Source organism: Streptomyces sp. NPDC001204 (genome assembly GCF_053598035.1).
In genome coordinates, this window is record NZ_JBSFJL010000056.1 from 1 (window position 1) to 26497 (window position 26497).

Genomic DNA, 26497 nt, shown 5'->3' on the forward strand with positions numbered 1-26497 from the left:
CCGTTTCTCTATGCCCACGACCGCACCGGCATCTCTGTCCGAATGATCACCCGCACCGCGGGCTTCGAACGAGATCCGGTTTGCCACAACGCACTCACCGGACCTGCTGGCCCTCGCTCGGCGCTAGGTGTTCATTGACCCGCAGCGTTGTTCACGCGGCTGATGGGTGGCTGGCCGCCGAGTGCGGTGTGGCAGCGGTGGTGGTTGTAGGCGTGGAGGAAGTCCGCCAGGACCAGGATTCGCTCGATTCTGGAGTCGGCTCCAAGTTCTGACGTACGAGTGGAGGACAGCGGGCATCCCGTGCCCGAGCCCCACTGGGGAGACGTTCCATGGACCGATCGACCGCGCCAAGGACGGCGGCCGCGCTGCCGGACCGCAACCAGGGGCTGCTTCCGCTGCCGGCCGACGTACCAGTTGCTGACGCGTGCGGCTGCGACGATGCGTGCGCCGCCCTCACCACAAAGCCGTCGGCCTGTCCGCTGCCGCTTACGACATCCTGTCGATGGTGCTGGCCGCCGCCCAGTCCGTCCCCGATCCGGGCATCCTCGCCAACTCTGCCCGCCTGCTCCGAAGGACTCGCGGCAGGGACGGCAGCACCGGTGCCGGGCCCGCTGGAGCCGAGTCGTGCCGCGGGTGGGGCGTGGCACGCTGGACTTAAGGGGCCGGCCAGCCAGGCCAAGGGAGGAGCAGATGACCACCGCGTTCGCTCTGTCCGGTGGCGGCAGCCTCGGAGCCGCTCAGGTGGGAATGCTGCGCGCCCTGACCGACTGCGGCATTCGTGCAGACCTGGTCGTCGGTGCCTCGGTGGGTGCCTTGAACGCGGCGTGCTACGCCGCCCGGCCCGATACGTGCGGGGTGGAGAAACTCACGGAACTGTGGCGGCGGATCGGGGAACACGACGTGTACCCCCTCGAGGTACCGGAGATGCTGCAGGGACTGCTCGGCCGCCTCGCCGGACGCAGAATGCGGGGTCCGGCCGCTTCGCTCGGCTTTTTCAACTACGTCTTCCCGATCAACCCTCTCCTGATCGGCCGGGCAGCAGCCGGCAGGACAAACCACGTCTTCAGTAATCGCCGCTTCCGGACCTTGCTCGACGACGCGCTGCCGCTGCAGCGGATCGAGGACGCAAGAAGCGACCTGAAGATACTTGCCACGGATACGGGTGATGGACAAGCGGTGCTCCTTACCGGCGGTCCCGTGGTACCCGCGCTGCTGGCCAGCATCGCCGTCCCGGGGTTCTACCCACCTGTGGAGATCGACGGGCGGCAGCTCATCGACGGAGCCGTGGCCAACCGGACCACGCTCGACCACGCCCTCGAACTCGGCGCGGACGAGGTGTACGTCCTGGCACCGGGCATGGCGTGCCACCTGTCCACCGCTCCGTCCACCGTGCTGGCCATGGCCATCCACGCCTACAACCTGCTGGAGGAACAACGCATGGCCGCCTCCATCAGGGTGGCAAGCGCCCAGGTCCGGCTGCATGTGCTGCCGTCGCCGTGCCCGGTCGAAATCCTCCCCATGGACTTCCGGCAGACCGAGTACCTCATCCGCGCGGCCACGGACACGACGCGTCGTTGGCTTGCCCTCGATCGACGCGCCGAGCCCGGCGCACCACAAAGAGAGGCCCTCATTCACCCGGGAACACTGCCCACCCCTCCCCGCACGGTTCTCGGCTGAGCCGAGACGCCAGCGGGAACTGACAGAGGAACTGGCGCGGATCACAGCGATGCATGGTGCGAGGCGAGGACTTCGGGGCACCGGAAGCTAGCGAGGATGATCTTGCCTCCGTGTTCAACGGGAGCAACGGTCACTCCGCCTTCGTACAGCTTGGCGAGGTCGACAATCGTGCGTAGCCCTTCTCCCGCGTCCGCGCGCGTTGTGGGTGGAATGTGCGGGTCACGGTCCGCGACACCCACCACCACGTGATCGGCACCCACCGCAATAACGACTTGTGCGCTGGGAGAGCGATCACCAGTGTGCCTCACCACGTTCGTGACCAACTCGCTGATGACCAGCAGTACTGCGTCCACCAGAGCGGAACCTGGCGCAACTTCCCACTCCGCGAGAGCCGTCTGCGTGGAGACGATGGACATCATCCTTCCGGGGCCGAAGCCCCTGATCTCCGATGTCCGTCAAAGCGGATCAAGCCCACAAGGCGGCACCGCGTGAAGAGACCCGGCCGCCAGGGATTCAGGCCAAGCCTCCTGATCACGCTGACCCATCCCCGGCCACGACTGTAAAAGCCGGCATTGTTCGCGTACCCGCTGCACGCGCAGCCGTACCGGCCGCAGCTCGCGCGGCTTCACGGCTGTGGACGATCGCGAAATTCGGCTCTGGCGCTGATCTTGTGACGCAAGCGGGTCAGGGCGTGAGGAGTACGCGCTTGCGGAGGAGGTCGAGATTGGCTCGTCCAAATCCTTGCCTCTTGAGTAGTTTCGTTCTTGTGACCTGCCCTTCGACCTGGCCGGAGCTCCAGGGCGTGGAGAGCCCAGCAGTGACGGCGTCGATGTCGCGGCTCAGTCCGTTGATCAGGGAGTGCAGGGCGGGCAGGTCGTCGGCGAGGGCGCGCTCCATCCAAGCGGGCAGCTGGTCGCCCCGCAGGTCGCGCATCATGGTGGCGAAGTCACGGACGTGGTGGGTGACGGCGTCGAGTTCGGGGCATCTGGTCCGGATCTCCTTGAGATCGGTGGCATCATCGGCTGTCAGGTTTCCGGGGTCGGTCATGATCCAGCGGACGATGCGGCGGGGCCGTGGAGCCGGGCGACGCGCAGGTGGCGCGGCGGTGGTGGCCTTGAACGGGCGGAGGTAGCGGCGGACGGTCTGGATGCTTCCGGCGAAGCCCAAGTCGGCGATCTCCTGGTGGAGCTGGGCACTGTTGTGGCAGCCCTCGTTCCACCGCTGGTGGAGGTAGGGCTTGTACTCGTCCAGGATGGTGGAGCGGTTCGTCGCTTTGACCAGCAGTTCTTCGATGCTGGTACCTCGGCCGAAGCGACGCACGGTGGACCGGTCCAGCTGCAGTGTCCGGCAGATCTCCTCCAGCGTGCTGCCGTCGTCGAGGAGCTGTCGCACGGCGGTGTAGCGTTCCCTGGTCCGGGTCACCAGTCGGCGTTCTCGTCCGCAGACGTCGAGCATCGCGGCAGCCGGTGCCGGTGCCGGTGCCGGTGCCGGTGGCGTCAGCCACATGTCGTCGCTGGTCGGCGGGGCGGCCGGTACGGTTTTCTCGAACGCGGTCCGGACGCAGGCGTGGTGGGCGGAGACAGTCTTTTCGACGGCCTCGCCGAGGTTGTGCCATAGATGCCACGCGTCGGCGACTTGGACGGCTTGAGGGGCGCCGGTGCGGGCGCCTTCGGCATAAGCTCCGGCCCGGTCCCGGCAAATGATCTCTACTTCCGGATGGCCCTTCAGCCATGCGGCCAGCGGTTCGGCATGCCGGCCGGGTAGCACGTCTACCGGTCGCCGTGTCTCCAGGTCCACCAGGATGGTGGCGTACGAGTCGCCCTTCCGTAGGGCGAAATCGTCGACCCCGAGCACGCGGATCTTTCCGATGGGTGCTTCCGGCATAGCGCGGATCAGACGTAACAGGGTGTCCTTGGCAACGCGCAGGCCCAGCACCCCGGCCAGGCGGGCTCCCGCGCGGCCGGCCAGCGCGAGAGCGATCGAGGTCAGCTGCTCGCGAACCAGCGGCGTGTAGCGGGCATGCGGGCTCGTCAGCCCCGCGATCTGCTCGGCGAACGTCACCGCCCGGCACGCGTGGTTCGGACACTTGAACCGACGCACCAGCAGCTCGATCACCACGCCGGCGCCACCGACCGCGGCATCCGCGAGCCGTCGCAGGTATCGGCCGTGCACCCGGTCCGACGCACTACCGCAATGCGGACAGTCCGCACCCGCCGAGCGCGCCCGCGCATGCATCGTGACCACCCCGGCCGAAGCCTGCTCAACCAACTCCACTACGACATCAGCCAGATGAGGGAACAACACCTCGAAACTCCGCGAAGAACACGCGAGTCACGATCACAGACGCCACTGACACCGACAGCGTCACAAGATCAGCGCCAGAGCCCGAAATTCCCCAGGCGGAAGTTCACGTAATTCCCCAGCTACTGACGTGAGCTGACGGTGAGCTGTTTCCAACCTCAGCTTGAACAGGTCAGATGCAAGGTGAGGACCGCACCCGCAGCAACCGCTTCAAGCGCTGAACACTTCGCGAAGCGCTGCAGGCGGTCGCGAGCTGGCAGGTCGGCAACGACGGTGACGAAAGGCGGATTAGCGCGCCGGCTCAGACGTGCCTCGCGCCTGGTCACGGCTGGCGACCACCAGGTATCCATCGCTCTCGGGGTCGAAGGTGGTGGACTGCACCGTGAGCCCAACGCTCCGCAACTGCGCCACGAGGTCCTCGTACCGGTAGGGCCAGATGGACAACCGCTCCGAGCAGGCTCGCACTGCCCCATCCGGCTCGATCTGGGCGACCACGATCTCGAGGAAGTGTTCCTGCTCCCAGTGCTGCTCGATCTGCCAGTAGTAGCTGACGACCGCATCGCGGTCGTTGCGGCGGATGAGTCGATCGCGGACGTCTACCCGTGAGCCGGCGGAGCGCACGAGGTCCCAGTTGCGTGACGTGAGCACGAGGCGTCCGCCCGGATTCAGCAGCCGCGACATCGCTTCCAGTGCGGTCAGGCGCCCGGCTGTGCCCTCAGCGTGCCCGAGCGAGTTGCCGACGCAGAACACCAGATCGAACGTGGAGTCCTCCAGGTGGTCGGGCAGCTCGTCCCAGCTCGCGCGGAGGGCTCGAAGCGAGACACCCTGCTCGTCGGCGGCCTTCTCGGTCCGGCGAACCATCCCATTGCTGGCGTCTGCGGCGACCACGTCAAGGCCAAGGCTCGCGAGACCGACGGCGAGCTGGCCGGTTCCACACGCGCAGTCGAGGACGCGTGCGTTGGGCGGCAGAGAGCCCACGACATCGCTGTAGTAAACCGCGGCTGCCTTGGCAGGGGTTAACCTGTCGTCCCCGATCAGCCACTCGTATACGTCGGAAAGTGCCCCATAACCAGCCACCGCGATAACCTCCATCACTCGACGGCACGCGGGCTAGACCGCGCCTGCGATTCGGACCTTGCGCCTCGCACTGTGCCGGGCCGTGTCAGCGAAGCATTGAGCAGGACCCAACCACTTCCGGCCGCTGAGACTCCACCGGATTTCGTGGGAAACCGCGACACGCCGCACCGACGCAGGTCCCCACTCCACCGGCGCCCCATCGGCCACGATGGGGACCGCGGCCGGCAAGCGCGCGTTCACTGCTGAGCGCTTTAGGTACAGCCATCCAAACTGATTGCCGAAACGCCGCGTCCGGATGAAGGGCCGCCAGCGACCGCCTCTACTGCCACGTATCCCGACGACGTCCACCGGTTTTTCCTATTTGGTCTTGTCGGTGGGGTTCCTGGGCCGTTTGTTCGGGCGGTAGCTAGGCCCGTTCATGATCACCTGATGGCTGGTGTTGATGAGCCGGTCCAGGAGGGACTCGGCGACGACGGGGTTGGGGAAGAGGGGATACCAGTCGCTGGGCGCCCTGTTGCTGGTGATGATCAGAGACCGTCCCTGCCGCTCGGAGACGAGTTCGTAGAGGTCGTCGGCCTGGGCCGCGGACAGCTGGCGCATGGCGAAGTCGTCGAGGATGAGGACGTCGGGGCGCACGAGTTCGCGGACGCGTTTCTCCCATGTGCGGTCCGCGTGGCCGCCGGCGAGGTCGGCGAGGATGCGGCTGGTCTTGGCGAAGCGGACGTGGGCGCCCTGGCGGACGGCGAGGTGGCCGAGGGCCTGGGCGATGTGGGTTTTGCCGACGCCGACGGGGCCGAAGAGGATGACCGATTCGCCGGCGTGGAGCCAGCGCAGGGCTCCCAGGTCGCGGATCTGGGCGGCGGGCAGTTTCGAGGAGGCGGTGAAGTCGAACTCCTCCAGGGTGACCTGCTGCTCGAACTTGGCGCGCTGCAGGCGCCGTTGGAAGGCAACGGTCTCGCGGCGGGTGATCTCGTCCTGGCAGAGGACCTGGAGGAAGTCGAGGTGGCCGAGCTCGCCTCCGTGGGCCTGGGCGAGGCGAGCGTCGAGGGTCTCCAGCATGCCGGACAGTCGCAGGGTCTTGAGTGACTCCCGCAGGGCGGCGTCCATCACGGTCATCGGGCTTCCACCTCGGCTTCGTCGTGCACCTGGTCGTCGTGGTCGTCATCCGTCGCGTCGGGGGTCGCGACGGTGGCGAAGAGCCGGGCGGGGCCGTGCAGGAAGGCCGCGGCCCCGGCATCGCCGCTGGTCCCGGGCTCGGGGTCGGTTTCGGTGCCAGCGATGAGGATGCCCTTGATGGTGCGGTAGGACGGGTCGCCAACCGCGATGGCCCTCGCGCAGGCGGCCTCCAGACGTGTGTCGCCGTACTTCTTCCGCAGCCCGAGGACCCCCTGGGCAGCGTGGAGCCTATAGAGGACGTTGACCTCCAGCAGCTGGTCGACGACTTCGCGGCAGGCGTCGCCGACCTCGGACGCCTGGCTGCGGCACCAGACCGGCGTCCGCATCTGAAAGGCGATCTTCTCTGGCGGATAGTCGCTCTTGTCGGTGCGTTTGCCCTGGTCAAGGGCTGCGTGGGTCTTGACGAGCTGGCCGTCGTGGAAGACCTGGACCATCGTGGCGGTCGAGCGGACGTCGACGCGGCGGCCGATCAGCTTCCACGGAACCGAGTAGAGGGTGCGGCCGACCTTGATGTGGATGTCCGGGCCGACCGTGGCCGTCGACCAGCGGGCCAGCACGAACGGAGTCGGCGGCAGAGGCAGCAGTTCGGCCGCCTCCAACGCGTCGAACACGGTCATCGGGGCGGCCCCGCCCAGCGGCCGGCACTTCCGCCGCCCGGCGACCTGCTGGCTCCAGGTCACGGCCTCGGCCTGCATGTGCTCGATCGAGGTGAACTCCCGGCCTCGCCAGAACGAGTCGCGGACATAGGGCATCGGCCGCTCGACCCGCGGCTTGTCCTTCGGCTTCGCCGCCCGGGCCGGATCGACCAACGCTCCGTAGTGCGTTGCGAGTTCGGCATACGCCTTGTTGATCTTCGGGTCGTAGAGGTCGGGCTTGTCGACGCCGGTCTTGAGGTTGTCCGGGACGAGCCGGCGCGGGACGCCGCCGAAGTAGCGGAAGGCCGCGACGTGCGCTTCCGTCCACGCGTGCTGGTCCAGGTGCAGCACCGGCCGGACAAACATGTGCCGCGAGCACGGCAGCACCATCACGAACGCCCAAACCCGGTGGCGTTTCCCGGTCCGCGGATCGATTTACGGCCCGAGGAAGCCGTAGTCGATCTGAGCCTCCGAACCGGGCTCGATGTCGTCGCGCAACACTGTGACCTGCGACTTCGCCACCTCGTCCGGAAGTGTCGCGTGCACCCATCGACGGAACGAGGAGATCGACACCTGCAGTTTGTGTTCGTCACGCAGGCGCTGGTGGTTCGTCGAGACGGTCACCGTCCCGAGCAGGCTCTTGATGTAGTCGCAGTGCTTGTCGATGTCCGGCCAGGTCACCTGCGCCTTCTGTCGATGAGCCCCGGGAACCACTCCTTGATCAGCTTCGACCAGTCGGACTCGCTCATCGGCGGGCCGCCCGGGCTGATCCCGGACGCTTCCGCCGGCGCCAGGTACTTCCTGACCGTCTTGCGGTCCACCCCCAGCGACGCAGCCAGCTCGCTCTTCGAGCGGCCCGCGTACCAGTGGACGTAGATCTCGGTGATGTCGACCACGACGAACGTTCTCCTCGCCATCCGGGCTGCCCATCGGCCATCCGAACCACGAGACGAGGAACTTGACCAGCTCCGCGACGACCAGGTCCCTCGATCCCGACCTCCGCGCTACACATGGCCAATTAGGAGAATTCGGGATGGGGAATTACATGACGCTCAAACCGCCCAACCTGGGGCAAAACTTGATCGTCGACAACGGCCGCAGCCCACCTTGGCTTGCTGGGCGGAGAGAGAACGTGCCCCTCGGCCGACGCGGCGCCCCGTCAGCCGTCCACGAGCGTCCAGCACGCCACCACGTCCGGTGACCACTGGTCTCACCCCACGGCTGTGAAGATCGCCAGCGCCACCACCAGAAGCAGAACCAGGACAAACACGGCCAGGACGGGTGTCAGAGGTGTCGGGCGCCAGTTCCTCCGTGGGGCTTCCTGTGAGGGGCCGAGTTCGGAAACGCCTGACTCAGCGGGCGGTGTGGCGCCGGCAGCCATCTGGGTGTCCCCCGGAAGGGAGAGGCCTTCGTCCGGCAGCTCTTCATGGATTCCAGCCATCATGTCCTCCTCCGCCGGAAGCCAGGCCCCTGCCCTCCTCGCCTCACCTGGGCGAACTCCGAGACGAGCGCGTTCCAGAGTGCCTCAGGGCCAAACTCCTCACAGAAAGAAAGTATCTATGCGAAACAAACGTGGTGGCCTCCGGAAAGTGCCGGGTGCGGACACGAAGAGCCGCGCTGCGCCGTGAGAAGAGAATTCGTCGCGGCTTGCTCGTCGAGTGCCTTGGCGGATGGTCCTTCGGTCCGAGTGGCTTCCGATTCGGCGCCTACTTAGTGCCTACCCGTGCGAACCGGATCTATAGACCCAGAGGCCTTCGGAAGGGAAATGTGATTCCCTGCTCGACGCACGATCTGCGGACCTGTGTGAAGGCCTCTACGCCGCTGCCCACTCCACCCAGCGCGGCGCGCTTGTCGGTGGTGAGTTTGGCGCGCAAGCCCTGCACGGCCTTCCCGTCTCCGGCCAGACCATGGGCATGGTGCAACTGCTCGTCAGCGAGCTGGTGACCAACGCCCCCAAATACGCACCCGGCCCATGCATGCTGACCCTGGAAGCCACCGGTGGCGCGGTCGGCGTCACCGTCTGGGACAGCGAACCGACGCTGCCGACCGCTCGAGCAGCCGATCCCGGCCGGGTCGGCCGGCACGGACTGGAGATCGTCCTGGCCGTCAGCGAAGGCTTCACGGCCCAGCCCGCCGTGAGCTGGTCAAGCGCATCACCGCCGGCCGACGGCCCCGCAGGCAGCACCGTCGGCCAGCTGCGACCGACCGATCTCCGAGGTCGTCGTACCGTCAGGCCTTGGCCCACTCCAGTCTGCGCCCGCGACCGACTCACCCCGACCATGGCAGTGCCGGCGTCGGCCGCAGACCCGTCCACGCCTGATCAGGCGGTGTGGCTGACATGGGTGAGGGCCTTAAGTCGGGAGGAGTTGCTTTGGGCCCTTACCGTGTTCGCGTATCCGCGAGGGGCGGATCTTCGTGCGCGCGATGGCCTGCTCAACGATGCCCCTGCCTGCCAGATATCGGCGGCTGGCTCTACCGGGTGGACAAGTGCACCGTGGCTGCGCTTGAGCTGGCCGATGGTCCGGCCGTGGACGTGGCCGGTCACCAGTGTCCTGAGTCATGTCACCCGAACGGCCTACACGTTCTCGCGTTGAGCGCGCGATGTTCACCCATTCGGTCCAGCCTGGACCGAGAGTTGCTGCCGCCGCGTTCCTGTGATCACTGCTTCATCGGGAGGGGCCGTGGTCGTGATAGTTCTGCTCCTGCCGGTGATGCTCCTGCTCATGCTGTTCGGGCTGGATGCCTTCGAGAACCTCTTGTTTCCCCCGTCATCGGCGTCCGCTCTTGAGGAATCCCACGAGGGGGCCGACCTCCCCGATCGCGAAGAGTGAGACGTCCGGGATCACCACCCCCGAGTTCGCAAGCAGCTACGGGTGACACAGCGGGATTCGGAAAGGTCCCGTGTCGACTGTGTCCGGCACGGACCTTTGCGCAGCCTCCGAAGCGGCTACGCCGCTGCCCACTCCCGCCGAGGCCGGCCAGCGCCTGGAGCTTGTCGGGGCCGAGTTCGGCGCGCCTGCTCCTGCTGTTCGACAGGAACGTCCCGAGCTTGACCTCGGTCGTGTCCGGCAGCGCCTATACGTCCCTCCGTGGGACCGTCACGGAGCCGGTGCGAGTCTTGCTCTGTGCCAGGGCTGCAACGCCCCGTTCGAAGGGCCCATAGGCCGTCTTGGACGGCTTGGCGGGCGCCTTCTGCTCTGGTGGCAGCGGCGTGACGCGGATCGCGTCCGGGAGTTCGCGCTGCGCGTCCATCAGCCCAGCCCGCCCCGTGTGCTGACGCGGCTTGGCCGGCCACTTCCGGGACTGACCGCACCTTCCCGCCTCGGCCAGCTCCCCACGCTTCTGCACCCGGCTGATGAACGGTGCCGGGGGCGGGTGAAGAGGGTGCCTCCTCGGCGTGGGTGGACTCGGACCGCGTGCAGGGCGAGCGCCTGCGGATCCTGCAGTTGCAGCTTGGGCGGCGGCGGGGAGACGTGCGGCTCGACGGTGTGCGCGGAGATGACTATTCGTGCAGCGATCTCCCGGCCGTGTTGCTGTGGTGCTCCCCGAGAGTGGCGGCGCGTGCAGCTTGACCTGCGTGAGGTCGACCTGGGTGGGGGTCTGGTCGAGTCGGACATGCGCCTCCCCGGTTCGCTGGGCCGGAATTGAGCTTGCCCCTGTGGCGGGAAACCGTCGGACAGCTGTGCGGTGCAACCCGTTGACCCTCACGTGGACCCCGTGTATACATGCGCCATACGCGGTGAATCCTCGTTCGGAACGGTCCGTTTCTGGGCCTGGCGGGTGGAGATGTCATGGGAGTGATGAACAGGCGGAGCTTCCTCATGGGAGGCGCCGCCGCGTTGGGGGCCGCCACCTTGGCCGCCTGCGGCAATCCGGCGACTCTGCCCAAATCCATGGAGGCCGTCCGGCCGGGGGCCGGCGGTCCGAGCCGGGGCGGGGTGCTCCACTTCGGGCTTTCCACCGACCCGGCCAACCTGGATCCGCATGTCTCTACCGGCAGCGCCTCCGACTATCTGCGGCAGCTCGTCTACAACGGCCTGGTCCAGTTCGACGGCGCGGGGGAGATCGTCGCCGACCTCGCGTCCGAGTTCGGCTGGGCCGACCGGCTGACGTACAAGGTCAGGCTGCGGCCGAAGGTGGCCTTCCACGACGGGTCGGCGATGACCGCCGAGGACGTGGTCTTCTCCTTCCGCCGGATGATGGACAAGGAGACCGCGGCTACCTCCGGTCAGCTGCTCGATGCGGTGGAATCCGTCGAGGCGGCCGACGCCACCACGGTGGTGTTCCGCCTGAGGCAGCCCGACGTGGCCTTCCCGTTCGCCCTGGCGGCACCGACGTCCAACGTCGTCTCGAAGCGCTGGATCGAGTCCGGCGCCAACACCAAGACCCAGATGATGGGCACCGGCCCGTTCCGGTTCGTGGAGCGCATCCCGGGCGTGAGCACCACCTTCGTCCGGTTCGAGCACTACTTCGAGCCCGAACTGCCGTATCTCAACGGGATCGTCTTCCAGCCCATGGGCGACGACTACGCCCGGGTGACAGCGCTGCGCACGGCCACCGTAGACATGATCGACTACGTGCCGGCCACCCACGTCGGTGTCATCACCCGCAACCCCCGGTTGCAGTTCGCCTCCGACCGGACCTTCGGCTTCGGCTTCGTCGGGTTCGTGACCAGCAAGCCGCCCTTCAACGACGTACGAGTCCGCAAGGCGATCGCCCTCTCGATCAACCGGCCGTCAGTCCTCGATACCGCGCTGCTGGGGCACGGACAGCCCATGGACGGGGCGCTCATGTCCGACTCCTTCGCCCGCTATGCACGGCAACTCGACGGCACGATGCCGTATGACCCGGAGCAGGCGAGGTTCCTGCTCAAGCAGGCGGGGCACGAGGGCCTCGCGCTGCCGGTCGTCACCACCAGTTCGTACTCGGTGATCGCTCGGCCGGCGCAGGCCATGCTGCCCGGGCTGCGCGCGGCCGGCCTGAAGGTGGAACTCACCCAGCAGGAGTGGCTGACCTTCCGGGCCAGCGTGGCCGCCAAGACGTTCCCGGTCCACTCGTGGGGGACGGCACCGAAGTTCGGCGATCCCGCCTCCCTCGCCGACTTCATCGGCGGCACCGGCGCCTTCGCGATGAACCTCGACTTCCAGGACGACCGGATCGACGAACTCCTCGCCCAGGGGCGGCAGACGGCCGACCCCGGCCTGCGGGACGAGATCTACCTGGAAGCGGAGCGGCGGGCGCTGGAGCTGGTCCCGATGACCTACACAGTCCGCCGTGAGCAGGGCGAGGCCCACTACCACTACGTCAAGGGCTACCAACACCCACCGAAAGGTGCGTGGACCGCCGTGGCCCTCCGTCGGACCTGGATGGAGAAGGCAGCGTGAGGCGTTTCCTATTCAGACGGTTCGCCCAGGCGGCCGTGCAGTTGTTCGTTGTCGGCAGCATCGTCTTCTTCCTCGTCCGGCTCATACCCGGCGATCCCGCCAGGGCCGCCCTCGGCGACTCCGCCACGGAGGAGCAGGTTGCCCAGACCCGGCAGGCGATGCACCTCGACGAGCCCTTCATGAAGCAGTTCCTCGGGTTCTGGGGGCGACTCTTCCAGGGCGACCTGGGCACTTCCCTGATCAGTGGCCGGGAGGTGATGCAGGATCTGCCGTCCCGGATCGGCAACTCCCTCGAACTGGTCCTCATCGCCCTGGCCGTCTCGCTCGTGCTCGGCATCGCCCTTGGCCGGCTGGCCGCCACCCGTGCCGACCGGCCGGCGGACCACGCGCTGGTCGCAGGGTCGATCTTCGGGATCTCCCTCCCTGTCTTCGTCGTCGGCACGCTGCTGCTGCTTGTCTTCGCGTTCCTCCTCCCCATCCTGCCGCCGCGCCGGTTCACCTCGCCGCTGGAGGACCCCCTCACGCATCTGCAGACGCTGATCCTGCCGGTGATCACGCTGACCGCGGCGTCGTGCGCCGTGATCACCAGAATGACCAGGGCGGCCATGCTCGAGACGCTCACTGCGGACTACGTCCGCACCGCTCGCTCCAAGGGGCTGGTCGAACGGCGCGTGATCAACCGCCACGCCCTGCGCACCGCCATGCTGCCCGTGGTCTCCGCGACCACGGTCGAGCTGACCACGCTCATCGGCAGCACGGTCCTGGTGGAGACCATCTTCGGCTGGCCCGGCATGAGTTCGCTGCTGATGGCCGCCGTGGGACAGCGCGACTACCCCGTCATACAGGCCGTGGTGCTGGCCGTCGCGACCATCGTCATCCTGGTCAACCTGGTCGGAGACCTGGTGGTCAGGGCCCTCGACCCCCGGGCGGAGGACAACTGATCATGACCACTGTTCCGCAACCCCTGGTGCAGGCCCCGCCAGATGCACCCACGAGCGGCGGTAGCGGCCAGAAGTCCTTTCTCAGAAGGATGGTGGCGAACCGCAGGACCTCCGTGGCAGGCGCCTTCCTGCTGCTGGTCGCTCTCCTCGCCGTTTTCGCACCGCTGATCGCCCCGCACGACTACCGCGACATCGTCGGCAAACCGCTCTCCTCGGGCGGGGTCCTGGGCATCGACGACTTCGGCCGCGACGTCCTCTCCCGACTGCTCATCGGTCTGCGCACCTCCCTGGAAGTGGCACTGTCGGCCGTTTTGGTGGCCGCGGTGCTGGGCGTGGCGCTGGGGCTGGTGGCCGGATACGCCGGCCGCCGGATCTCGGTCGTCATCATGCGCGGCATCGACATCCTGCTCAGCTTCCCGCCGATCGTGCTGGCGATCGCGGTGGTGGCGGTGCTCGGCCCGGCGCTGGTCAACGTGGTACTGGTGATCGGCGTGCTCTACATCCCCCGGTTCACCAGGATCGTCTACAGCCAAGTGCTCGCGATCAGGCACGTGGAATACGTCGAGGCCTCGGAGATCATGGGCACGCGACCGGCCGTCATCGCCCTCCGGACGATTCTGCCGAATGTCGCCGCCCCCGTGATCGTGCAGCTCAGCCTCTCGGTGAGCTTCGCCATCCAAATGGAGGCCGGCCTCAGCTTCCTCGGCCTCGGGGCGCAGCCGCCACTGCCGTCCCTGGGCACGATGGTCGGCTCCGGACGCGACTTCCTCGAGGTCCAGCCCACCCTGCTGGTCTACCCCTCCGCACTGATCATCCTCGTCGTCCTCGCGCTCAACGTCTTCGGCGACGGCATGCGCGACCTGCTCGACCCGCGCCGTCGCGGCAGGAGTTCCTGACCACACGGGCTCCCCGACGGCGGCACCCATATCGAAAGGAATCACATGACCGCGGCCCTCCCCACCACCCACCGGCTCGGCGAACTCTCCTGGACCCAGGTGAAGCAACTGGCCGAACAGGACCCGATCATCCTGCTGCCCATAGGCGCGGTCGAGCAGCACGGGCCGCACCTGCCGATCCATGAGGACTCCATCGTCGCCGAGTGGGTGGCCGACCGGCTGGCCAAGGACAACAACTGCTATGTCGCACCTGCGCTCCACTACGGGCACTCCGGCACCTTCCGCGGTTACCCCGGCAACCTGTCGCTGAGCCAGGCGACGCTGCGCACGGTCACCTACGAACTCATCGAGGCGCTGGTCCAGTCCGGCTTCCGACGCATCGTCATCATCGATAACAACGGCGGCAACGTCGGGCCGGTCACTGGTGCGAGCCTTGACGCGCGGCGCGACTTCGGGGTCCTGATCGGGCATCTCTACCCCTGGCAACTGGGCTATGCGCTCATGCGGGACGTGTACGAGGACCCGGCGACGGCGTACGGCCACGGGGCGGAGCCCGAGCACTCCGCGATGCTCGCGCTCTTCCCCGACCAGGTGCAGAGCGGCCTCGCCGTCGCCGGCGGCCTGGAGTCCGCCGACGGCTGGACACCGACCAGCTACAACGAGGCGGCAATCCCCGGCTATGACGTCCGCGGCACCGTCCTGTGGGACTTCTCCGAGGTCAGCCCGACCGGGTGCACCGGCGACGTGAGCCTGGGCAGCGCGAAGACCGGCGAGATCTGGATCGAGCGGGTGGTCGGGTTCTGCTCCGCCTACCTGCGGGAGTACGACCGGAACACCTCGGCCAAGTAGCCCCCTGCTCCGTCCTGTGTGACCGTCTGAGGAGACGCCATGACAACCGGTACGACTTCTTCCGCCCCGATCCTCTCGGTCGAGGGGCTCTCGGTGGACTTCCGGATCGCCGGTGCCTGGACACCCGCCGTCAAGCACGTCAGCTTCTCCGTGGCCAAGGGCGAGGTGGTCGCGCTGGTCGGGGAGTCGGGTTCCGGCAAGTCCGTCAGCTCGATGTCCGTGCTCGGTCTGCTGGGGCCGGAATCCCGGCGCCGCGGAAGCATTCAGTTCGACGGCACCGAGCTGCTCGATCTCGATGCCGAGGCCCTGCGGGCCATCCGGGGCAAGCGGATCGCGATGATCTTCCAGGAGCCGATGACGGCACTCAACCCCGTCTACACCATCGGCGAACAGATCATCGAGGCGATCCAGTGCCACGAGCCCTTGCCGGCCGCCGAGGCCCGGACGCGAACGCTGGAGCTGCTGACGACGGTCGGCATCCCCGAGCCGGAGCGCCGCATCGACAGCTATCCGCACCAGCTCTCCGGCGGGCAGCGCCAGCGCGCAATGATCGCCATGGCCGTCTCCGGCTCGCCGGAGGTCATCATCGCCGACGAGCCGACCACGGCACTCGACGTCACGGTGCAGGCGGAGATCCTCGAACTCCTCCGCCGCCTGCAGAAGGACCTCAATTCGGCGGTCGTCATCATCACCCATGACATGGGGGTTGTCGCCGACCTCGCCGACCGAGTGGTGGTCATGCGTCGGGGCGAGGTCGTCGAAGAGGCCCCGGTCGCCCGGCTCTTCTCCGATCCGCAGCACGAGTACACGCGCAAACTGCTCGCCGCGGTGCCGCGACGGCAGGCCGGCGGGCGAACGGAACCGACCACGGCCGGCACCGCCACCGGCACCGGCCCCGGTGGGACGGCGACGCTCCGGGTCACCGACCTGGAAGTCGAATATCCCGGACGGCTGGGCCGCAAGGGCTTCAAGGCCGTGCACGGCGTGAGCCTCGCCATCGAAAAGGGCAGAGTCCTCGGCCTCGTGGGGGAGTCAGGCTCGGGCAAATCCACCATCGGCCGGGCGATCGTCGGCCTGGCGCGGGCCTCGGCCGGCTCGGTGGAGATCTGCGGTACCGAGGTGACGCACCTCAAGGGCCGCGCGCTGCGGGACTTCCGCAGAACGTACTCGATGGTCTTCCAGGACCCGGGATCCTCGCTGAACCCCCGGCTGTCGATCGGGGACTCCATCGCCGCCCCAATGATCGTCAACCGCTTCGCGGACCGCCCCGCCATCCGCAGGCGTGTGCTGGACCTCCTCGACCAGGTCGAGCTGCCCACCGGCTGGACCGACAGGTTCCCGCACGAGCTCTCCGGCGGCCAGCGGCAGCGGGTCGGCATAGCCCGCGCACTGGCCCTCGAGCCGGAGCTGCTCATCGCCGACGAGCCGACCTCCGCCCTCGACGTCTCCGTCCAGGCCACCGTGCTACGGCTGTTCCAGGAACTGCAGGACAGGCTCGGCTTCTCCTGCCTGTTCATCAGCCACGACCTGGGCGTCGTCGAGCTGCTGGCCCACGAGGTCGCCGTACTGCAGCACGGGCGGCTGGTCGAGCAGGGCCCCGCCCGCGAGGTGCTGAACAGCCCGCAAACCGACTACACGCGCAGGCTGGTGGCGGCCGCGCCGGTGCCCGACCCCTCGGAGCAGGCCGAGCGCCGCAGACTCTGGCAGGCGATGGCGAGGTGACGCGCCATCGCCCACCGGGGCCGCAGGTCAGTGCAAGTGCGAGACCACCCTCTCGTCCGGCTGCAGATGGCGGCGCAGTGTGCGCTCGGCAGCGTCGAAGTCGTGCACGGTCAGCGCCTCCAGCAGCGCTCGGTGCTCCGGACCGATGACCGTCAGCCGCTTGGGGCGGACCGACACGGCTCTGACCCCGATCCGCTGATGCCTCGGCTGAAGGCTCGTGTAGAGGTCGATCAGGACGCTGTTCCCAGTCGCCTTCACAAAAGAATAGTGGAAGAAGAAATCCATCTTCGCGTGTTCGGCGATGGCGTCGCGATCCCCGGCCCGGCACCGCGCCAAACGGTCCGGATCCTCCATCAGGTCCAGATGCTCGGAGAGTTCGGCCGGAATCTCGATGTGCTTTTCACAGAGAATCCTGAAGCCGTGGATCTCCAGGACCTGCCGCATCTCGTAGGTCTCGAAAAGCTCCCCGGCCGTCACTCTCCGCACCTGGGCGCCACGCCGGGGGAGCAGGTCGATGAACTTCTCCGCCGCCAACCGGTGGAGGGCCTCGCGCACTGGTGTCCGCGACACCCCTGCCTCGTCGGAGACCACCTTCTCCTCCAGGAACGACCCCTCGGGGAACCGTCCGCTGAGGATCGCCTCCTTTGCCCACTGGTAGGCCCGTTCACCGGCCGTCACAGGCCGGCTTTCGTCGAATGACCCGTTCATCTCGCCCCTTTGTCATGTATACCCAATGTATACCAGAATTCCGAGGGAGTCCCGCAGTGCCTGATCAAAACCGCAGATACGCCGCCTGGCTGTCCGGCCCGAGTTTCGCCGCAGCCGAGATCGTCGCCCAGCTCGGCTACGGCGCGGCGGTGTTGGACATCGAGCACGGCTCCTTCGATCTCGCCGATCTCGAACGCTTCATCCCGTTTCTCCGACAGCTGAACCTCGATGTGCTGGCGAAGGTGCTGGGACCGGAACGCGGACCGATCCAGCAGGCTCTCGACTTCGGCGCCACCGCGGTCGTCATCCCCCACGTCGAGAACGCCGCGCACGCCGCCACAGTCTGCGCCTTCGCCAAGTTCCCGCCCCTGGGCGACCGGAGCTTCGCCGGCGGCCGCACCGCGCGGTACGGCGGTTTCGACGACGACTGGATCGCGCGGCAGGACCGCGAGACCCGGGTGTACCCGATGATCGAGGACGCCGGCGCCATCGACGAGATCAAGGACATCCTGGCGCTCCCCACCGTCGACGGTGTCTTCGTCGGCCCCAGCGACCTCTCCATGCGTCGTGAGCGAGGCGCCTACACCCGCTCCGCGGACGACTTCTCCGACCTCCAGCTGGTGGCGGACGCGGCCCGCGCCGCCGGCAAACCATGGGTGCTGCCGGCCTGGTCCGCGGCGGAGAAGGAGTTCGCGCTGACGCATGGGGCCGACCAGCTGGTCCTCACCATGGAGCACGGCGCCCTCATGGCCGGCTTCGGGGCGGCCCTCGCCGAGACCGCCGAACTCACCGCCGCCCTCGACCAGCACCGCTAGGAGACAGACCATGCTCACCACCGTCGGCCAGTTCAACGCCACCACGGACAAGGCCGCCAACCTGGAGGCCGCCGCAGCCCTGATCGGTCAGGCGGCCGCCCAGGGATCGCAGCTCGTCGTACTGCCCGAGAACGCCATGTACTCCAACCCCGACCCCGAGGCGGACATCGTCCAGCACACCGAGCAGATCGACGGCCCGTTCGCCACCGCGATCGGCACGCTGGCCAGGCGGCACGGCATCGCCGTCGTGGCGGGCATGACCGAGGCACCGGCAGCCCAGGGCGAACGGCCCAGCAACACCGTCCTCGCGGTGGACCAGAAGGGCGATCCTCTCGGGCTGTACCGCAAGGTCCACCTCTACGACGCCTTCGGGTACCGCGAGTCGGACCGCGTCCAGGCCCATACGCCCTCGCCCTTGCTCTTCACCCTGGAGGGGATCACCTTCGGCGTCATGACCTGCTACGACCTCCGGTTCCCGGAGATGGCCCGGTTCCTGATCGACGCGGGTGCCACGGCCCTGGTCGTCCCCGCCGCCTGGGTGGTCGGCCCGGCCAAGGAGGACCACTGGACCACGCTGGTCCGCGCCCGGGCGATCGAGAACACCGCCTACGTCCTGGCCTGCGGTCAGACCGGCCCCAACTGCACGGGCCAGAGCCTCATCGTGGACCCGATGGGCCACGTGGCGGCATCAGCGGGCGAGGCTCCCGGAGTGGCGTCCGCCGTCGTCGACGCGGCGCGCGTGGAGGCCGTTCGCGCCAAGAACCCCAGCCTGGCGAACCGGAGGTTCCGGGTCGTCTTCGACTGAGGGGCCGGACGGACCCGGGCCAGCCGGCAGTCTGTGGCGGAGTCACCCGGACTCCGCCACGGACTGCCAGTCAGCCCCTGAACGCGACGGCGTCTTCCACCGTCGTCACCTGCTTGCGGAAGCGCCCCTCAACGTTGCCCTGGTCCTGCGAGATCGCCACCACGAGGTCGGCCCGGATGAGCGGATCGTGAACGCCGTCCTCGCCGCCACGCACAGAGTGGACGCCACCGAACCCCGCACCATGCACGGCCGCCGCCGGACTACCGCTTGCACACAGCCCCGGTCACGGACCGACCCACCGCCCGCACGGCGGAGCCCACCGAACGCTGCCGACCCGGGCCGACGGCATCGGCTGCCGCTGGCGACCTGGTCGCGCCCCTTCTGCCACTGGAGGCGGGGGAGTGGGCGAACCCGAGCGCTGCCGGTGGCCCGGCGCCGCTGGTCTTGTCGAGGGGCAGTGCAAGACCTTGCGTCGGCGACAGGGGGAGGCCCCGCACTCGTGGGCTGCGGAGACGCGCCGGCTTGCCCATGGCCTGCTTCACAGCGGCCGCGCCGCAATGGTGCCGCAGCCATGGACTGTGGAGATGCCAGCCGCGCACCCCGCCTGCTGCCGCAATGGTGCCGCAGCTGTGGCTGCGGAGACTTCTCCGTCGGTCTGACCACCGAAGCCCGGGTGCGTCCCGACAGAAGGGTTTGGCGTTTGGTCTTCAGCCCGCAATGTGCCCTGTGCTTCTTCGCACACGCGGCTCAGCTTTCGAATTGACCAAGAAAAGGCACCTGGAAGGGAGGGTGGCAGTACCAGGGGGCCACGTTGGGGCACTCGCGTACGCCCTTGCGCCGCGCGTTGTCCCGTTGCGGGAACGTCAATCGGTCCGGGTGCGAAGGCTCCGCGCCAGGGTGGGGATCATCACCGTCGCAGGGACGAGGTGTAGCCCGAGGAGGGCGGTGGTGGTGGCGGTGTTTGCCCCGGAGACGAGGGGCGGGACCAACGAGATCGCGGTCAGCGACAGTGCCGTCCACACGAATCGCTTGGCGGGGCGAGCGCTCCAACGAAGAAGAGTGACGGCCATGACGATGCCCACGACCGAGAAGAAGCCGGTCACCACGGCGAACCCCGACAACGGGATCGTCTCGCCACCATCGGGGACCTCGAAGTCGACGCCAACGGCCTGGGCCAGCGCAGCGGCGAGGGTGGTGGCCACCATCGCTGCGAGCGTGGCAATGAAGCCGGTGCCGACGAGCCTGCGGAGTCGGTGGGTATGGCTGGTCTGGCCCGGTGCCGGGCCTGCGACGACCCCGGTGTCATTCATGCCGTTCATGCCGTTCCTCCATCATTCGGTAACTGGCGTACGGGTGTGTTGACTGGCATGTGAAGGTCCTGGCCTTGGGGGTGACGATGCGCACCCTCGCCGCGCGACAGCCGGGGTTCCGCAGGGCGCGGACGCCGGTGCCGCGGAGCCAGAACCCGGCGCCGCGTCCGAGAACCGGCCCAGGCTCGCCGCCGCGCCGCTCCAGCTGCACCCGCCCGCGGGTGACGACGCCGAACGCGTCGCGCCATTCCGCCGCGACCACCGTGACACGCGCGCCACCGCGGAGCGTGAGCGTCCACACCGGGACTACTCCGTGCCGTCCGCCGGCAGGCGCTCCGGCAGCCCGAGCCGCGGGAACTGGTCGTCGTGGAACGTGACGATCTCGGTGATCGCCCCGCCGGTGACGCGCAGGACGTCGATCGTCAGCGGCAGGTATGCGCCCTCCCGCTTCCGCCAGAGGTAGAAGGCGACGGCGGGCTGCCGATTCACGGAGGTGAGGACGGCACGCAGGCCCTTCATGCCCTCGAAGCCGCTCTCGACCCAGTCGTTCACCACCGCGTCGCGGCCGACGTGCAGGCCCGGCGTGGGCGGCATCGAGCACCGGACGTCGTTCCGCAGCAGTGCGGCGAGCCTGTCGACGTCCGTGGCCACGCTGGCGTCGGTATAGCGGCGCACCAGCTCGCGCGTCCCGGCGTCCTGTTCGCCGCCGGTCCAGTCCTGCCGCTCGGCGGGCAGGTGCTCCCGCATGCCGGCGCGGGCCCGCTGCAGCGCGCTGTTCACGGAGTTGACGGAGTCCCCGAGGAGCTCCGCGACGTCCTTCGCCGGCCAGCCGAGCACGTCCCGCAGGATCAGCACGGCCCGCGGCCGCGGCGCGAGGTGCTGGACTGCGACCAGGTACGCCAGCTCGATCGTCTCCCGCGCGAGGGCGACGGTCTCCGGCTCGTCCGCGTCGCCCGCGGGCAGCTCGTCGAGCAGCCGGTCCGGGTAGGGCTGCAGCCACAGCACCTCGCCGCCGGTCGCAGGCTCCGGGCGGCACTTGGCGAGCAGGTCCAGGCAGGCGTTGGTGGCGATCCGGTACAGCCAGGCCCGGAACGTCGACCGCCCCTCGAAGGTCTCCCGTCGCCGCCAGGCACGGAGGAACGTTTCCTGCACGGTGTCCTCGGCGTCCTCGAACGACCCGAGCATCCGGTAGCAGTGCACATGCAGCTCCCGCCGGTGCCGCTCCGCCAGCCCCGAGAACGCCGGCTCGTCGACCTCGCCCAGCCCGCTCACACCCAGCTCCTCCAGCCGCGTGTCCGCACTCATCACGTCATCCTTCCGCCTAGCCGTGTCCCGTCGTAGGTGTGACGGGTGCGGGCGTGAAAACTCATCACCAGGGTCGGTCGGCATGGCTGAGCGCTTCTCATCCTTGGTAGGTCGGCTTTTCGACGTGGTGGAGAACGAGGACGGCCTGCACCATTGCGGTCGTCCGGGAGGGGCCACAGCGCAGCTTGGTCAGGATTTTCCGGGCCTTGAGGGTGGCGACGGCGCGCTCGCCGCGGCAGCGGATCCGGACGTGGGCCTTGTTCACGGCCTTCTGCCGGCGCGACAGCTTCGGTCAGTAGCGGTGCCGCTTGAACGGGATACGCACGGAACCGCCGGCGCCTTGATACGCCTAAGACGCCGTTTCTTTTGGTGTCCGTGCCGGGGCGAGCGTGAGGGTGGGGTGCTGCTGTGACAGTCTGTTCGCGTGGACGATCTCGTTGGTACGCAGGTCCCAGGCTGCCGTTTGACCGACCCCGCTGAGTCGGTCGCGGAACTCGAGCGGGTGCTGCCCGGTCTTGTGGCCCACCGTCTGCCGACACCGGCGGGTATCGACTGGCTACGGCTGGAGAGCGTGTTGGGAACGGCTCTGCCCGCTGACTACAAGCTCCTCTGTGAGCTCTACCCGGCGTTCGAGCTGAGTGACTTCATGCTTGTTGCCGGCCCGGTGCCGGGCGCCGAAGTGGCCTGGGCTGAAGATACCGATGACTTGGAAATCATCGCCGAGTGGTGCGAAGACGCTGACTTGGCCGTCCCGATACATCCGTACCCCGCGCCGGGCGGCCTGCTTCCCTGGTCCTCCTCCAACCAGGGGGACTTCTTCTTGTGGACCACCAGCCGCGCCGGGCCGCAGGAATGGATGGTCACCGTCGCCTCGCGCAGTGGCGCGTGGTGGCACTACACCGGTGGGGCGGTTCAGTTCCTCGCCGATCTGGTGAGCGGTGTCCTGGAGCCCTGGTCGCTGCCGACAGTCCGACCTGAGATCACCTGGGTCGGTCAACGAGGCGGCGGTAGCAGATGAGAGCCGCAGCAAAGCCGGCGAAGGCGAGGAAGTGCTCAGCCCTGCGTTCGTAGCGTCGGTGCAGGCGTCGGCATCCCGCGAGCCAGGAGATCGTGCGCTCGACGACCCAGCGGTGGCGGCCCAGGCGCTGGGAGGACTCGACGCCGCGACGGGCGATCCGCGGGACAATGCCACGCCCTCGCAACCATCGCCGCAGGTGGTCGTAGTCGTAGCCCTTGTGTCGAGCTTGGCGGGTCGGCACCGACGCGGCCCCCGACGGGATCGAATGGGCGGGATGGCGCGCACCAGTGGTTCCAGGGCCTGACTGTCGTGGAGGCGGGTGATGCACGCAACCTGCGGAATCGACTGGGCCGAGGACCACCACGATGTGGCGGTGGTCGACTCCGACGCCCGGCTACTGGGCAAGCTCAGGATCAGCGACGACGCGATCGGCTTCCAGGACTTGTTACGACTCCTCGCCGAGCATGGTGACAGCCCGGACGATCCGATCCCGGTCGCGATCGAGACCTCCCGGGGCCTCCTGGTGGCCTGCGAGCTTCCGGACGCCGGGTCTACGCGATCAATCCCCTGGCCGTCGCCCGATTTCGCGACCGGCACGCGGTCGCCCGCAAGAAGTCCGACCACCATGACGCCGTCGTCCTGGCCAACATCCTGCGGACCGACGCCTCACTGCACCGTCCACTGCCGAGCGACACCGACTTGGCCAAGGCGATCGCCGTCCTCGCCAGAGCCCAGCAGGACGCGGTCTGGGAACGCACCCGCGCCCACAACCGGCTCCGCTCACACCTGCGCGAGTACTACACGGCCATCCTCGATGCATTCACCGGCAAGCGAGAGTGGCTGCTGGCCCGGGAGGCCCGCGCGATCCTGGCGATCGCGCCCAGCCCGGCCGAGGCCGCCCGGCTGACCCGCAACCGGCTGCGGTCTGCCGTCACCCGGGCCGGACGCCAGCGACGCATCGAGGCATAAACCGACCGGCTCCTTGAGGTGTTCCGCCGGACCTGGCTCCGCCAACCCGCCCTGATCGAGAAGTCGCTCGCCAGCACGCCAAGGTGGCGGACCGGCGCCGGGACTGGCACCACAAGACATCCACACAGATTATTCGCGACAACCAAGCGGTGTACGTGGAAGACCTCGCGGTGTCCGGCCTCGGGCGCACCCGGCTCGCCAAGTCCGTGCCCGCCGACACCTTCTTCCGTCCCCGCAGCCCGCCGACGCAGCCGACGCAGGCGACGCTGTTTGGCCGGGTGCCGGCGCGGCATGCCAGTGCTGACCGGATGCCTCGCGGGCCGTAGGCGTGGGCAAGCCGACGGCGGCCGTACGGCCTGCCTTGGGGGAGACCGTCTGGGCCCGGGCCCGGACCCGGCAGGGCCGATGTCACAGGCGGCGGTTACGTTGCAGCCCAGCACGTACGCGAGCGGGAACAGGGGAGCGGCAATGGTGGTCGAGGTGGGGTACGCGCAGGCGTGGGACCTGGAGGCCCGCGTGGCCTGGCGGCCGATATCCGTGGGGGAGGCCCGTGAGCGGGACACCGCCGGGCTTCCGTACGTGGTGGTGTACCGGGAGGCGGGCCGGGAGGCTCCGCTGGAGGTCCGACTCGTCTCCTGGCGGGATCACTATGTCGGGCTGTGGGTCTACGACACTCAGGGTCGCCGTACCTACGACCTGGACATGCGGCTGCTGGACGACCCGGTGCGGTTGCTGCGCCGGTGCACCGTCGGCTGGAACTACATCGGCCCGGAGATGGCGGAATTCGACGAGGCGTGTCCGCGCATCACCGTGGAGCTCTTCCCTGACGGGAGGGGCCGGCGGACGGAGGAGTCCCACGGCAAGGGCGGGGGCTCGTACGTCACCGTGCCCAGGGTCCGCGACGACGAGCGCTGGACGGACCGGCCTGTCTTCGGGGAGTGGCCGCTGCTCTCGGCCCAGGTCCACGGGTTCAAGGAGCCGCCGGTCTTCGAGATCACCGAGGTGGCCGCGGCAGCCGGCGACGGTGGCGGGCTCGCGCCCGCCACCTGCTGGCGTCCGCCCCGACCCGCGCAGCCCGGGCCGATCGGTGAGCTGTTCCGGCCCGGGGTGCGCGTGACCGACGGGTACCACCCCGAGATGACGGTCGTGGAGCCGCGTCGGACCGGATCCCTGCGCGTGCCCAGCGGGCTGCTGGCCGTCTCCGGCCCTGACAGCGACGACGGCGACGGGCCGCACATCACGGTGCCCGTCCCGCCGGGGGAGTACGTACTGGAGGAGGCGCAGGCCCGCCACACCTACCACTGCGAGTGGGAGGGAAGCGAGGTCACGCGTACGGACACCATGGCCGTCCGCGTGCTCATCAGCGAGAGCCCCGCCGCGACCTGGAAGATGGCCCGCCGCTCCGACGACGACCCCCGCCTGCTCCGGGAGAACGAGATCTTCGGCTTCGACACCGACGGTGCCACCGGCTGCTTCGCCGATGCCGGGGCTTGGGAGCCGCTCCTGGCGCTCTTCGAGAAAGGGCTGATCCAGGGAGACCCGGACCTGGACCCGGACGTGTACGAGGTCATCAGCGACTCCATGTACCTGTTGCGCACCCGGGACCAGGCCTCCGGAGGCGAGCTGGCGGCCTTCGCGACGACGGGGGACGGCACCTATCCCGTCTGGGTCGGCCGTTCCGAGGCCGGCGAAGTGGTCGGGGTCGTGGTGCTGGTGGAGGGGATGCCCGAGCTGCTCCCAGAGAGCGGAGCCACCGCCGGTGCCTGACGCGACTCACGCGGAGTCCTAGGACCCGGCGTCCCGTACCGCCGGGCGGGACCTGTCCCGCCCCGGTAAGGCGCGGGCGCGGGACACAGCCGGCCTCCCGTACGCGGTGACGTGTGCCTGTTCTCGGGGGCGCGGGTCGGGTGCGGCCGGAGATGAGTCGGTAGTCACTGGTGTGCACGAACATCGCCGTGCCCTGGGTGCCGATGACGCACGGGGGCGCCTTGTCGCGGGCTACCGGGCGCCGTGTTCGCGGGTCGAGATCAGCGCCCCCGAGTGCAGCATGAAGCCGCTTGCCTGGCTGCGGCGCCCGGCTCTCAACTGCCCGCGATCTTGCTCAGTCGCCCATGGGTGTTCGTCACGGCCTGACGGCTGACGCGTCGAGGTGGACGATACGCTCTGGCGGTTTGTCGTTGTGTCCATCGAAGCGCTTCGGTAGGCCCGGAGGGAGGGCTGGGGCCGGCGCGCGGAACATCGCTGCGTACGCGTCGGGGCCGTACGCCCTTCGGCACATGAAGCCGCGAACCGGACGGCCGCCGGCGACTACCAGCGCCAGGCGGAGGGAGGTCCGGATGGATCAGGCTCTTATGCCACCGCGAGGCGGTGGCTATTCTTGCAACCATGTCTGTCACCACTATGACCCTGCGCATCCCCGACGAACTCGCCCCCTCGATCAGGGCGGCCGCCGCGGAGGCGGGCATGAGCGTCAACGCGTACGTCGTGCGCGCTGCCCGCCGCTCCGCCACCCTCGACGCCGCGCGGCATCTCGCCGCGCTCGGCCTCGGCGACGACCTGGCGGGCGAGGGCGACACCCTGTGAAGCGTGGTGAGATCTGGGCCCTCGCCGATGGCCGCAACGTTCTGATCATCAGCCTGACCGGCCTGGAAGAGTCCTACGGCGCTCTCCTCGTGATCGTGCTGCACGAGAACGGCCGGTACCCCGACACAGCCATGTCGGTGGTGATCGGCGATCCGATCCCCTGCACCGCGGTCGCCGTCAACATCACACAACTGCGGGTCAACCGGTTCGATGGAGCAAAACTCCTCGGCCCCGTCGACGCTGCGGCCATGGCCCGGGTGGACCAGGCCCTGCGCGCCGTCCAAGACCTCTAGCCCCGAAAAACCGGGCGGCAGGCCGAGCTGCCG

The 26497-nt window shown here is 68.6% G+C and carries 24 protein-coding genes and 5 pseudogenes; 16 read left to right on the forward strand and 13 right to left on the reverse strand.

The window, feature by feature from the left end:
• The first annotated feature begins 690 nt into the window (after positions 1-690).
• A complete protein-coding gene (locus tag ACWC91_RS39850) occupies positions 691-1677 on the forward strand; it encodes a patatin-like phospholipase family protein (RefSeq protein ID WP_450642923.1) in 987 nt (328 codons plus the stop codon).
• Between the two features lie 41 nt (positions 1678-1718).
• Here the strand turns inward: ACWC91_RS39850 and ACWC91_RS39855 are convergent, their stop codons facing one another.
• The 6 genes and pseudogenes from ACWC91_RS39855 to ACWC91_RS39880 all read right to left on the reverse strand — a co-directional run bounded on the left by ACWC91_RS39855 (position 1719) and on the right by ACWC91_RS39880 (position 8310).
• Positions 1719-2096: an ATP-binding protein gene (locus tag ACWC91_RS39855; RefSeq protein ID WP_450642924.1), complete on the reverse strand. Its 378-nt coding sequence runs from the start codon at positions 2094-2096 to the stop codon at positions 1719-1721.
• 265 nt (positions 2097-2361) lie between these two features.
• Positions 2362-3981, reverse strand: coding sequence for an ISL3 family transposase (locus tag ACWC91_RS39860; RefSeq protein ID WP_450642926.1), 1620 nt, complete (start codon positions 3979-3981; stop codon positions 2362-2364).
• 285 nt (positions 3982-4266) lie between these two features.
• Entirely contained in the window at positions 4267-5070 is an 804-nt protein-coding gene (locus tag ACWC91_RS39865; protein ID WP_450642928.1) for a class I SAM-dependent methyltransferase, read from the reverse strand.
• Between the two features lie 342 nt (positions 5071-5412).
• Positions 5413-6171, reverse strand: a complete 759-nt coding sequence (gene istB / locus ACWC91_RS39870) for an IS21-like element helper ATPase IstB (RefSeq protein WP_450642929.1) — start codon at positions 6169-6171, stop codon at positions 5413-5415.
• Positions 6168-7762, reverse strand: a pseudogene (gene istA, locus ACWC91_RS39875) (IS21 family transposase). The gene istB and the pseudogene istA overlap by 4 nt, the downstream one beginning before the upstream one ends.
• Positions 7763-8076: 314 nt before the next feature.
• The gene (locus ACWC91_RS39880) at positions 8077-8310 is read right to left on the reverse strand and encodes a DUF6480 family protein (protein WP_450642931.1); all 234 of its coding nucleotides are present in this window, start codon (positions 8308-8310) and stop codon (positions 8077-8079) included.
• Between the two features lie 469 nt (positions 8311-8779).
• Between ACWC91_RS39880 and ACWC91_RS39885 the strand changes: the two genes are divergently transcribed.
• The 7 genes from ACWC91_RS39885 (at position 8780) to ACWC91_RS39915 (ending at position 16658) form a co-directional block, all read left to right on the forward strand.
• On the forward strand, positions 8780-9460 hold the full coding sequence (locus ACWC91_RS39885) for an ATP-binding protein (RefSeq protein WP_450642932.1): 681 nt from the start codon (positions 8780-8782) through the stop codon (positions 9458-9460).
• Between the two features lie 87 nt (positions 9461-9547).
• Entirely contained in the window at positions 9548-9697 is a 150-nt protein-coding gene (locus ACWC91_RS39890; protein WP_225080959.1) for a hypothetical protein, read from the forward strand.
• Positions 9698-10666: 969 nt separating this feature from the next.
• Positions 10667-12250 (forward strand): ABC transporter substrate-binding protein, encoded by a 1584-nt coding sequence (locus ACWC91_RS39895; RefSeq protein WP_225080958.1) that lies wholly within the window; start codon positions 10667-10669, stop codon positions 12248-12250.
• Positions 12247-13191 (forward strand): ABC transporter permease, encoded by a 945-nt coding sequence (locus tag ACWC91_RS39900; protein ID WP_225080957.1) that lies wholly within the window; start codon positions 12247-12249, stop codon positions 13189-13191. Before ACWC91_RS39895 ends, ACWC91_RS39900 begins: the two co-directional genes overlap by 4 nt.
• Before the next feature lie 2 nt (positions 13192-13193).
• Positions 13194-14087: an ABC transporter permease gene (locus ACWC91_RS39905; protein ID WP_225080956.1), complete on the forward strand. Its 894-nt coding sequence runs from the start codon at positions 13194-13196 to the stop codon at positions 14085-14087.
• Between the two features lie 45 nt (positions 14088-14132).
• Positions 14133-14936: a creatininase family protein gene (locus ACWC91_RS39910; RefSeq protein WP_225080955.1), complete on the forward strand. Its 804-nt coding sequence runs from the start codon at positions 14133-14135 to the stop codon at positions 14934-14936.
• A 39-nt stretch (positions 14937-14975) separates the two neighbouring features.
• Positions 14976-16658 (forward strand): ABC transporter ATP-binding protein, encoded by a 1683-nt coding sequence (locus ACWC91_RS39915; protein ID WP_450642935.1) that lies wholly within the window; start codon positions 14976-14978, stop codon positions 16656-16658.
• A gap of 27 nt (positions 16659-16685) precedes the next feature.
• Here the strand turns inward: ACWC91_RS39915 and ACWC91_RS39920 are convergent, their stop codons facing one another.
• Entirely contained in the window at positions 16686-17366 is a 681-nt protein-coding gene (locus tag ACWC91_RS39920) for a GntR family transcriptional regulator (protein ID WP_141365713.1), read from the reverse strand.
• Positions 17367-17422: 56 nt separating this feature from the next.
• Between ACWC91_RS39920 and ACWC91_RS39925 the strand changes: the two genes are divergently transcribed.
• Both ACWC91_RS39925 and ACWC91_RS39930 read left to right on the forward strand, forming a co-directional pair.
• Positions 17423-18181, forward strand: a complete 759-nt coding sequence (locus tag ACWC91_RS39925) for an HpcH/HpaI aldolase family protein (protein ID WP_225080953.1) — start codon at positions 17423-17425, stop codon at positions 18179-18181.
• A 10-nt stretch (positions 18182-18191) separates the two neighbouring features.
• Positions 18192-18986, forward strand: coding sequence for a carbon-nitrogen hydrolase family protein (locus ACWC91_RS39930; RefSeq protein ID WP_450642936.1), 795 nt, complete (start codon positions 18192-18194; stop codon positions 18984-18986).
• Between the two features lie 70 nt (positions 18987-19056).
• Here the strand turns inward: ACWC91_RS39930 and ACWC91_RS39935 are convergent, their stop codons facing one another.
• The 5 genes and pseudogenes from ACWC91_RS39935 to ACWC91_RS39955 all read right to left on the reverse strand — a co-directional run.
• Positions 19057-19200: a hypothetical protein gene (locus ACWC91_RS39935; protein WP_450642938.1), complete on the reverse strand. Its 144-nt coding sequence runs from the start codon at positions 19198-19200 to the stop codon at positions 19057-19059.
• 649 nt (positions 19201-19849) lie between these two features.
• Positions 19850-20305, reverse strand: a complete 456-nt coding sequence (locus tag ACWC91_RS39940) for a DUF6069 family protein (protein ID WP_450642939.1) — start codon at positions 20303-20305, stop codon at positions 19850-19852.
• Positions 20289-20597, reverse strand: coding sequence for a hypothetical protein (locus ACWC91_RS39945; protein ID WP_450642940.1), 309 nt, complete (start codon positions 20595-20597; stop codon positions 20289-20291). Before ACWC91_RS39945 ends, ACWC91_RS39940 begins: the two co-directional genes overlap by 17 nt.
• Positions 20598-20602: 5 nt before the next feature.
• Positions 20603-21601: an RNA polymerase subunit sigma-70 gene (locus ACWC91_RS39950; protein WP_225080949.1), complete on the reverse strand. Its 999-nt coding sequence runs from the start codon at positions 21599-21601 to the stop codon at positions 20603-20605.
• A 97-nt stretch (positions 21602-21698) separates the two neighbouring features.
• Positions 21699-21947, reverse strand: a pseudogene (locus ACWC91_RS39955) (IS5/IS1182 family transposase); the annotation flags it as partial.
• 78 nt (positions 21948-22025) lie between these two features.
• Between ACWC91_RS39955 and ACWC91_RS39960 the strand changes: the two are divergent.
• Positions 22026-22619, forward strand: coding sequence for an SMI1/KNR4 family protein (locus ACWC91_RS39960; RefSeq protein WP_450642942.1), 594 nt, complete (start codon positions 22026-22028; stop codon positions 22617-22619).
• On the opposite strand, the pseudogene ACWC91_RS39965 reads toward ACWC91_RS39960, so the two are convergent.
• A pseudogene (locus ACWC91_RS39965) lies at positions 22582-22931 on the reverse strand (transposase); the annotation flags it as partial. The gene ACWC91_RS39960 and the pseudogene ACWC91_RS39965 overlap by 38 nt on opposite strands.
• 10 nt (positions 22932-22941) lie before the next feature.
• Between ACWC91_RS39965 and ACWC91_RS39970 the strand changes: the two are divergent.
• The 5 genes and pseudogenes from ACWC91_RS39970 to ACWC91_RS39990 all read left to right on the forward strand — a co-directional run.
• Positions 22942-23657: pseudogene (locus ACWC91_RS39970) on the forward strand (IS110 family transposase); the annotation flags it as partial.
• A pseudogene (locus ACWC91_RS39975) lies at positions 23648-23797 on the forward strand (transposase); the annotation flags it as partial. The pseudogenes ACWC91_RS39970 and ACWC91_RS39975, both read left to right, overlap by 10 nt.
• Positions 23798-24056: 259 nt before the next feature.
• Positions 24057-25355 carry a DUF4241 domain-containing protein gene (locus ACWC91_RS39980; protein ID WP_450642946.1) on the forward strand — a complete coding sequence of 433 codons (1299 nt, stop codon included), beginning with the start codon at positions 24057-24059 and terminating at the stop codon, positions 25353-25355.
• A gap of 618 nt (positions 25356-25973) precedes the next feature.
• Positions 25974-26171 carry a toxin-antitoxin system HicB family antitoxin gene (locus ACWC91_RS39985; RefSeq protein WP_225080946.1) on the forward strand — a complete coding sequence of 66 codons (198 nt, stop codon included), beginning with the start codon at positions 25974-25976 and terminating at the stop codon, positions 26169-26171.
• Complete coding sequence (locus tag ACWC91_RS39990) at positions 26168-26464, forward strand: hypothetical protein (RefSeq protein WP_141365739.1); 297 nt, start codon at positions 26168-26170, stop codon at positions 26462-26464. Before ACWC91_RS39985 ends, ACWC91_RS39990 begins: the two co-directional genes overlap by 4 nt.
• Positions 26465-26497 lie beyond the last annotated feature (33 nt).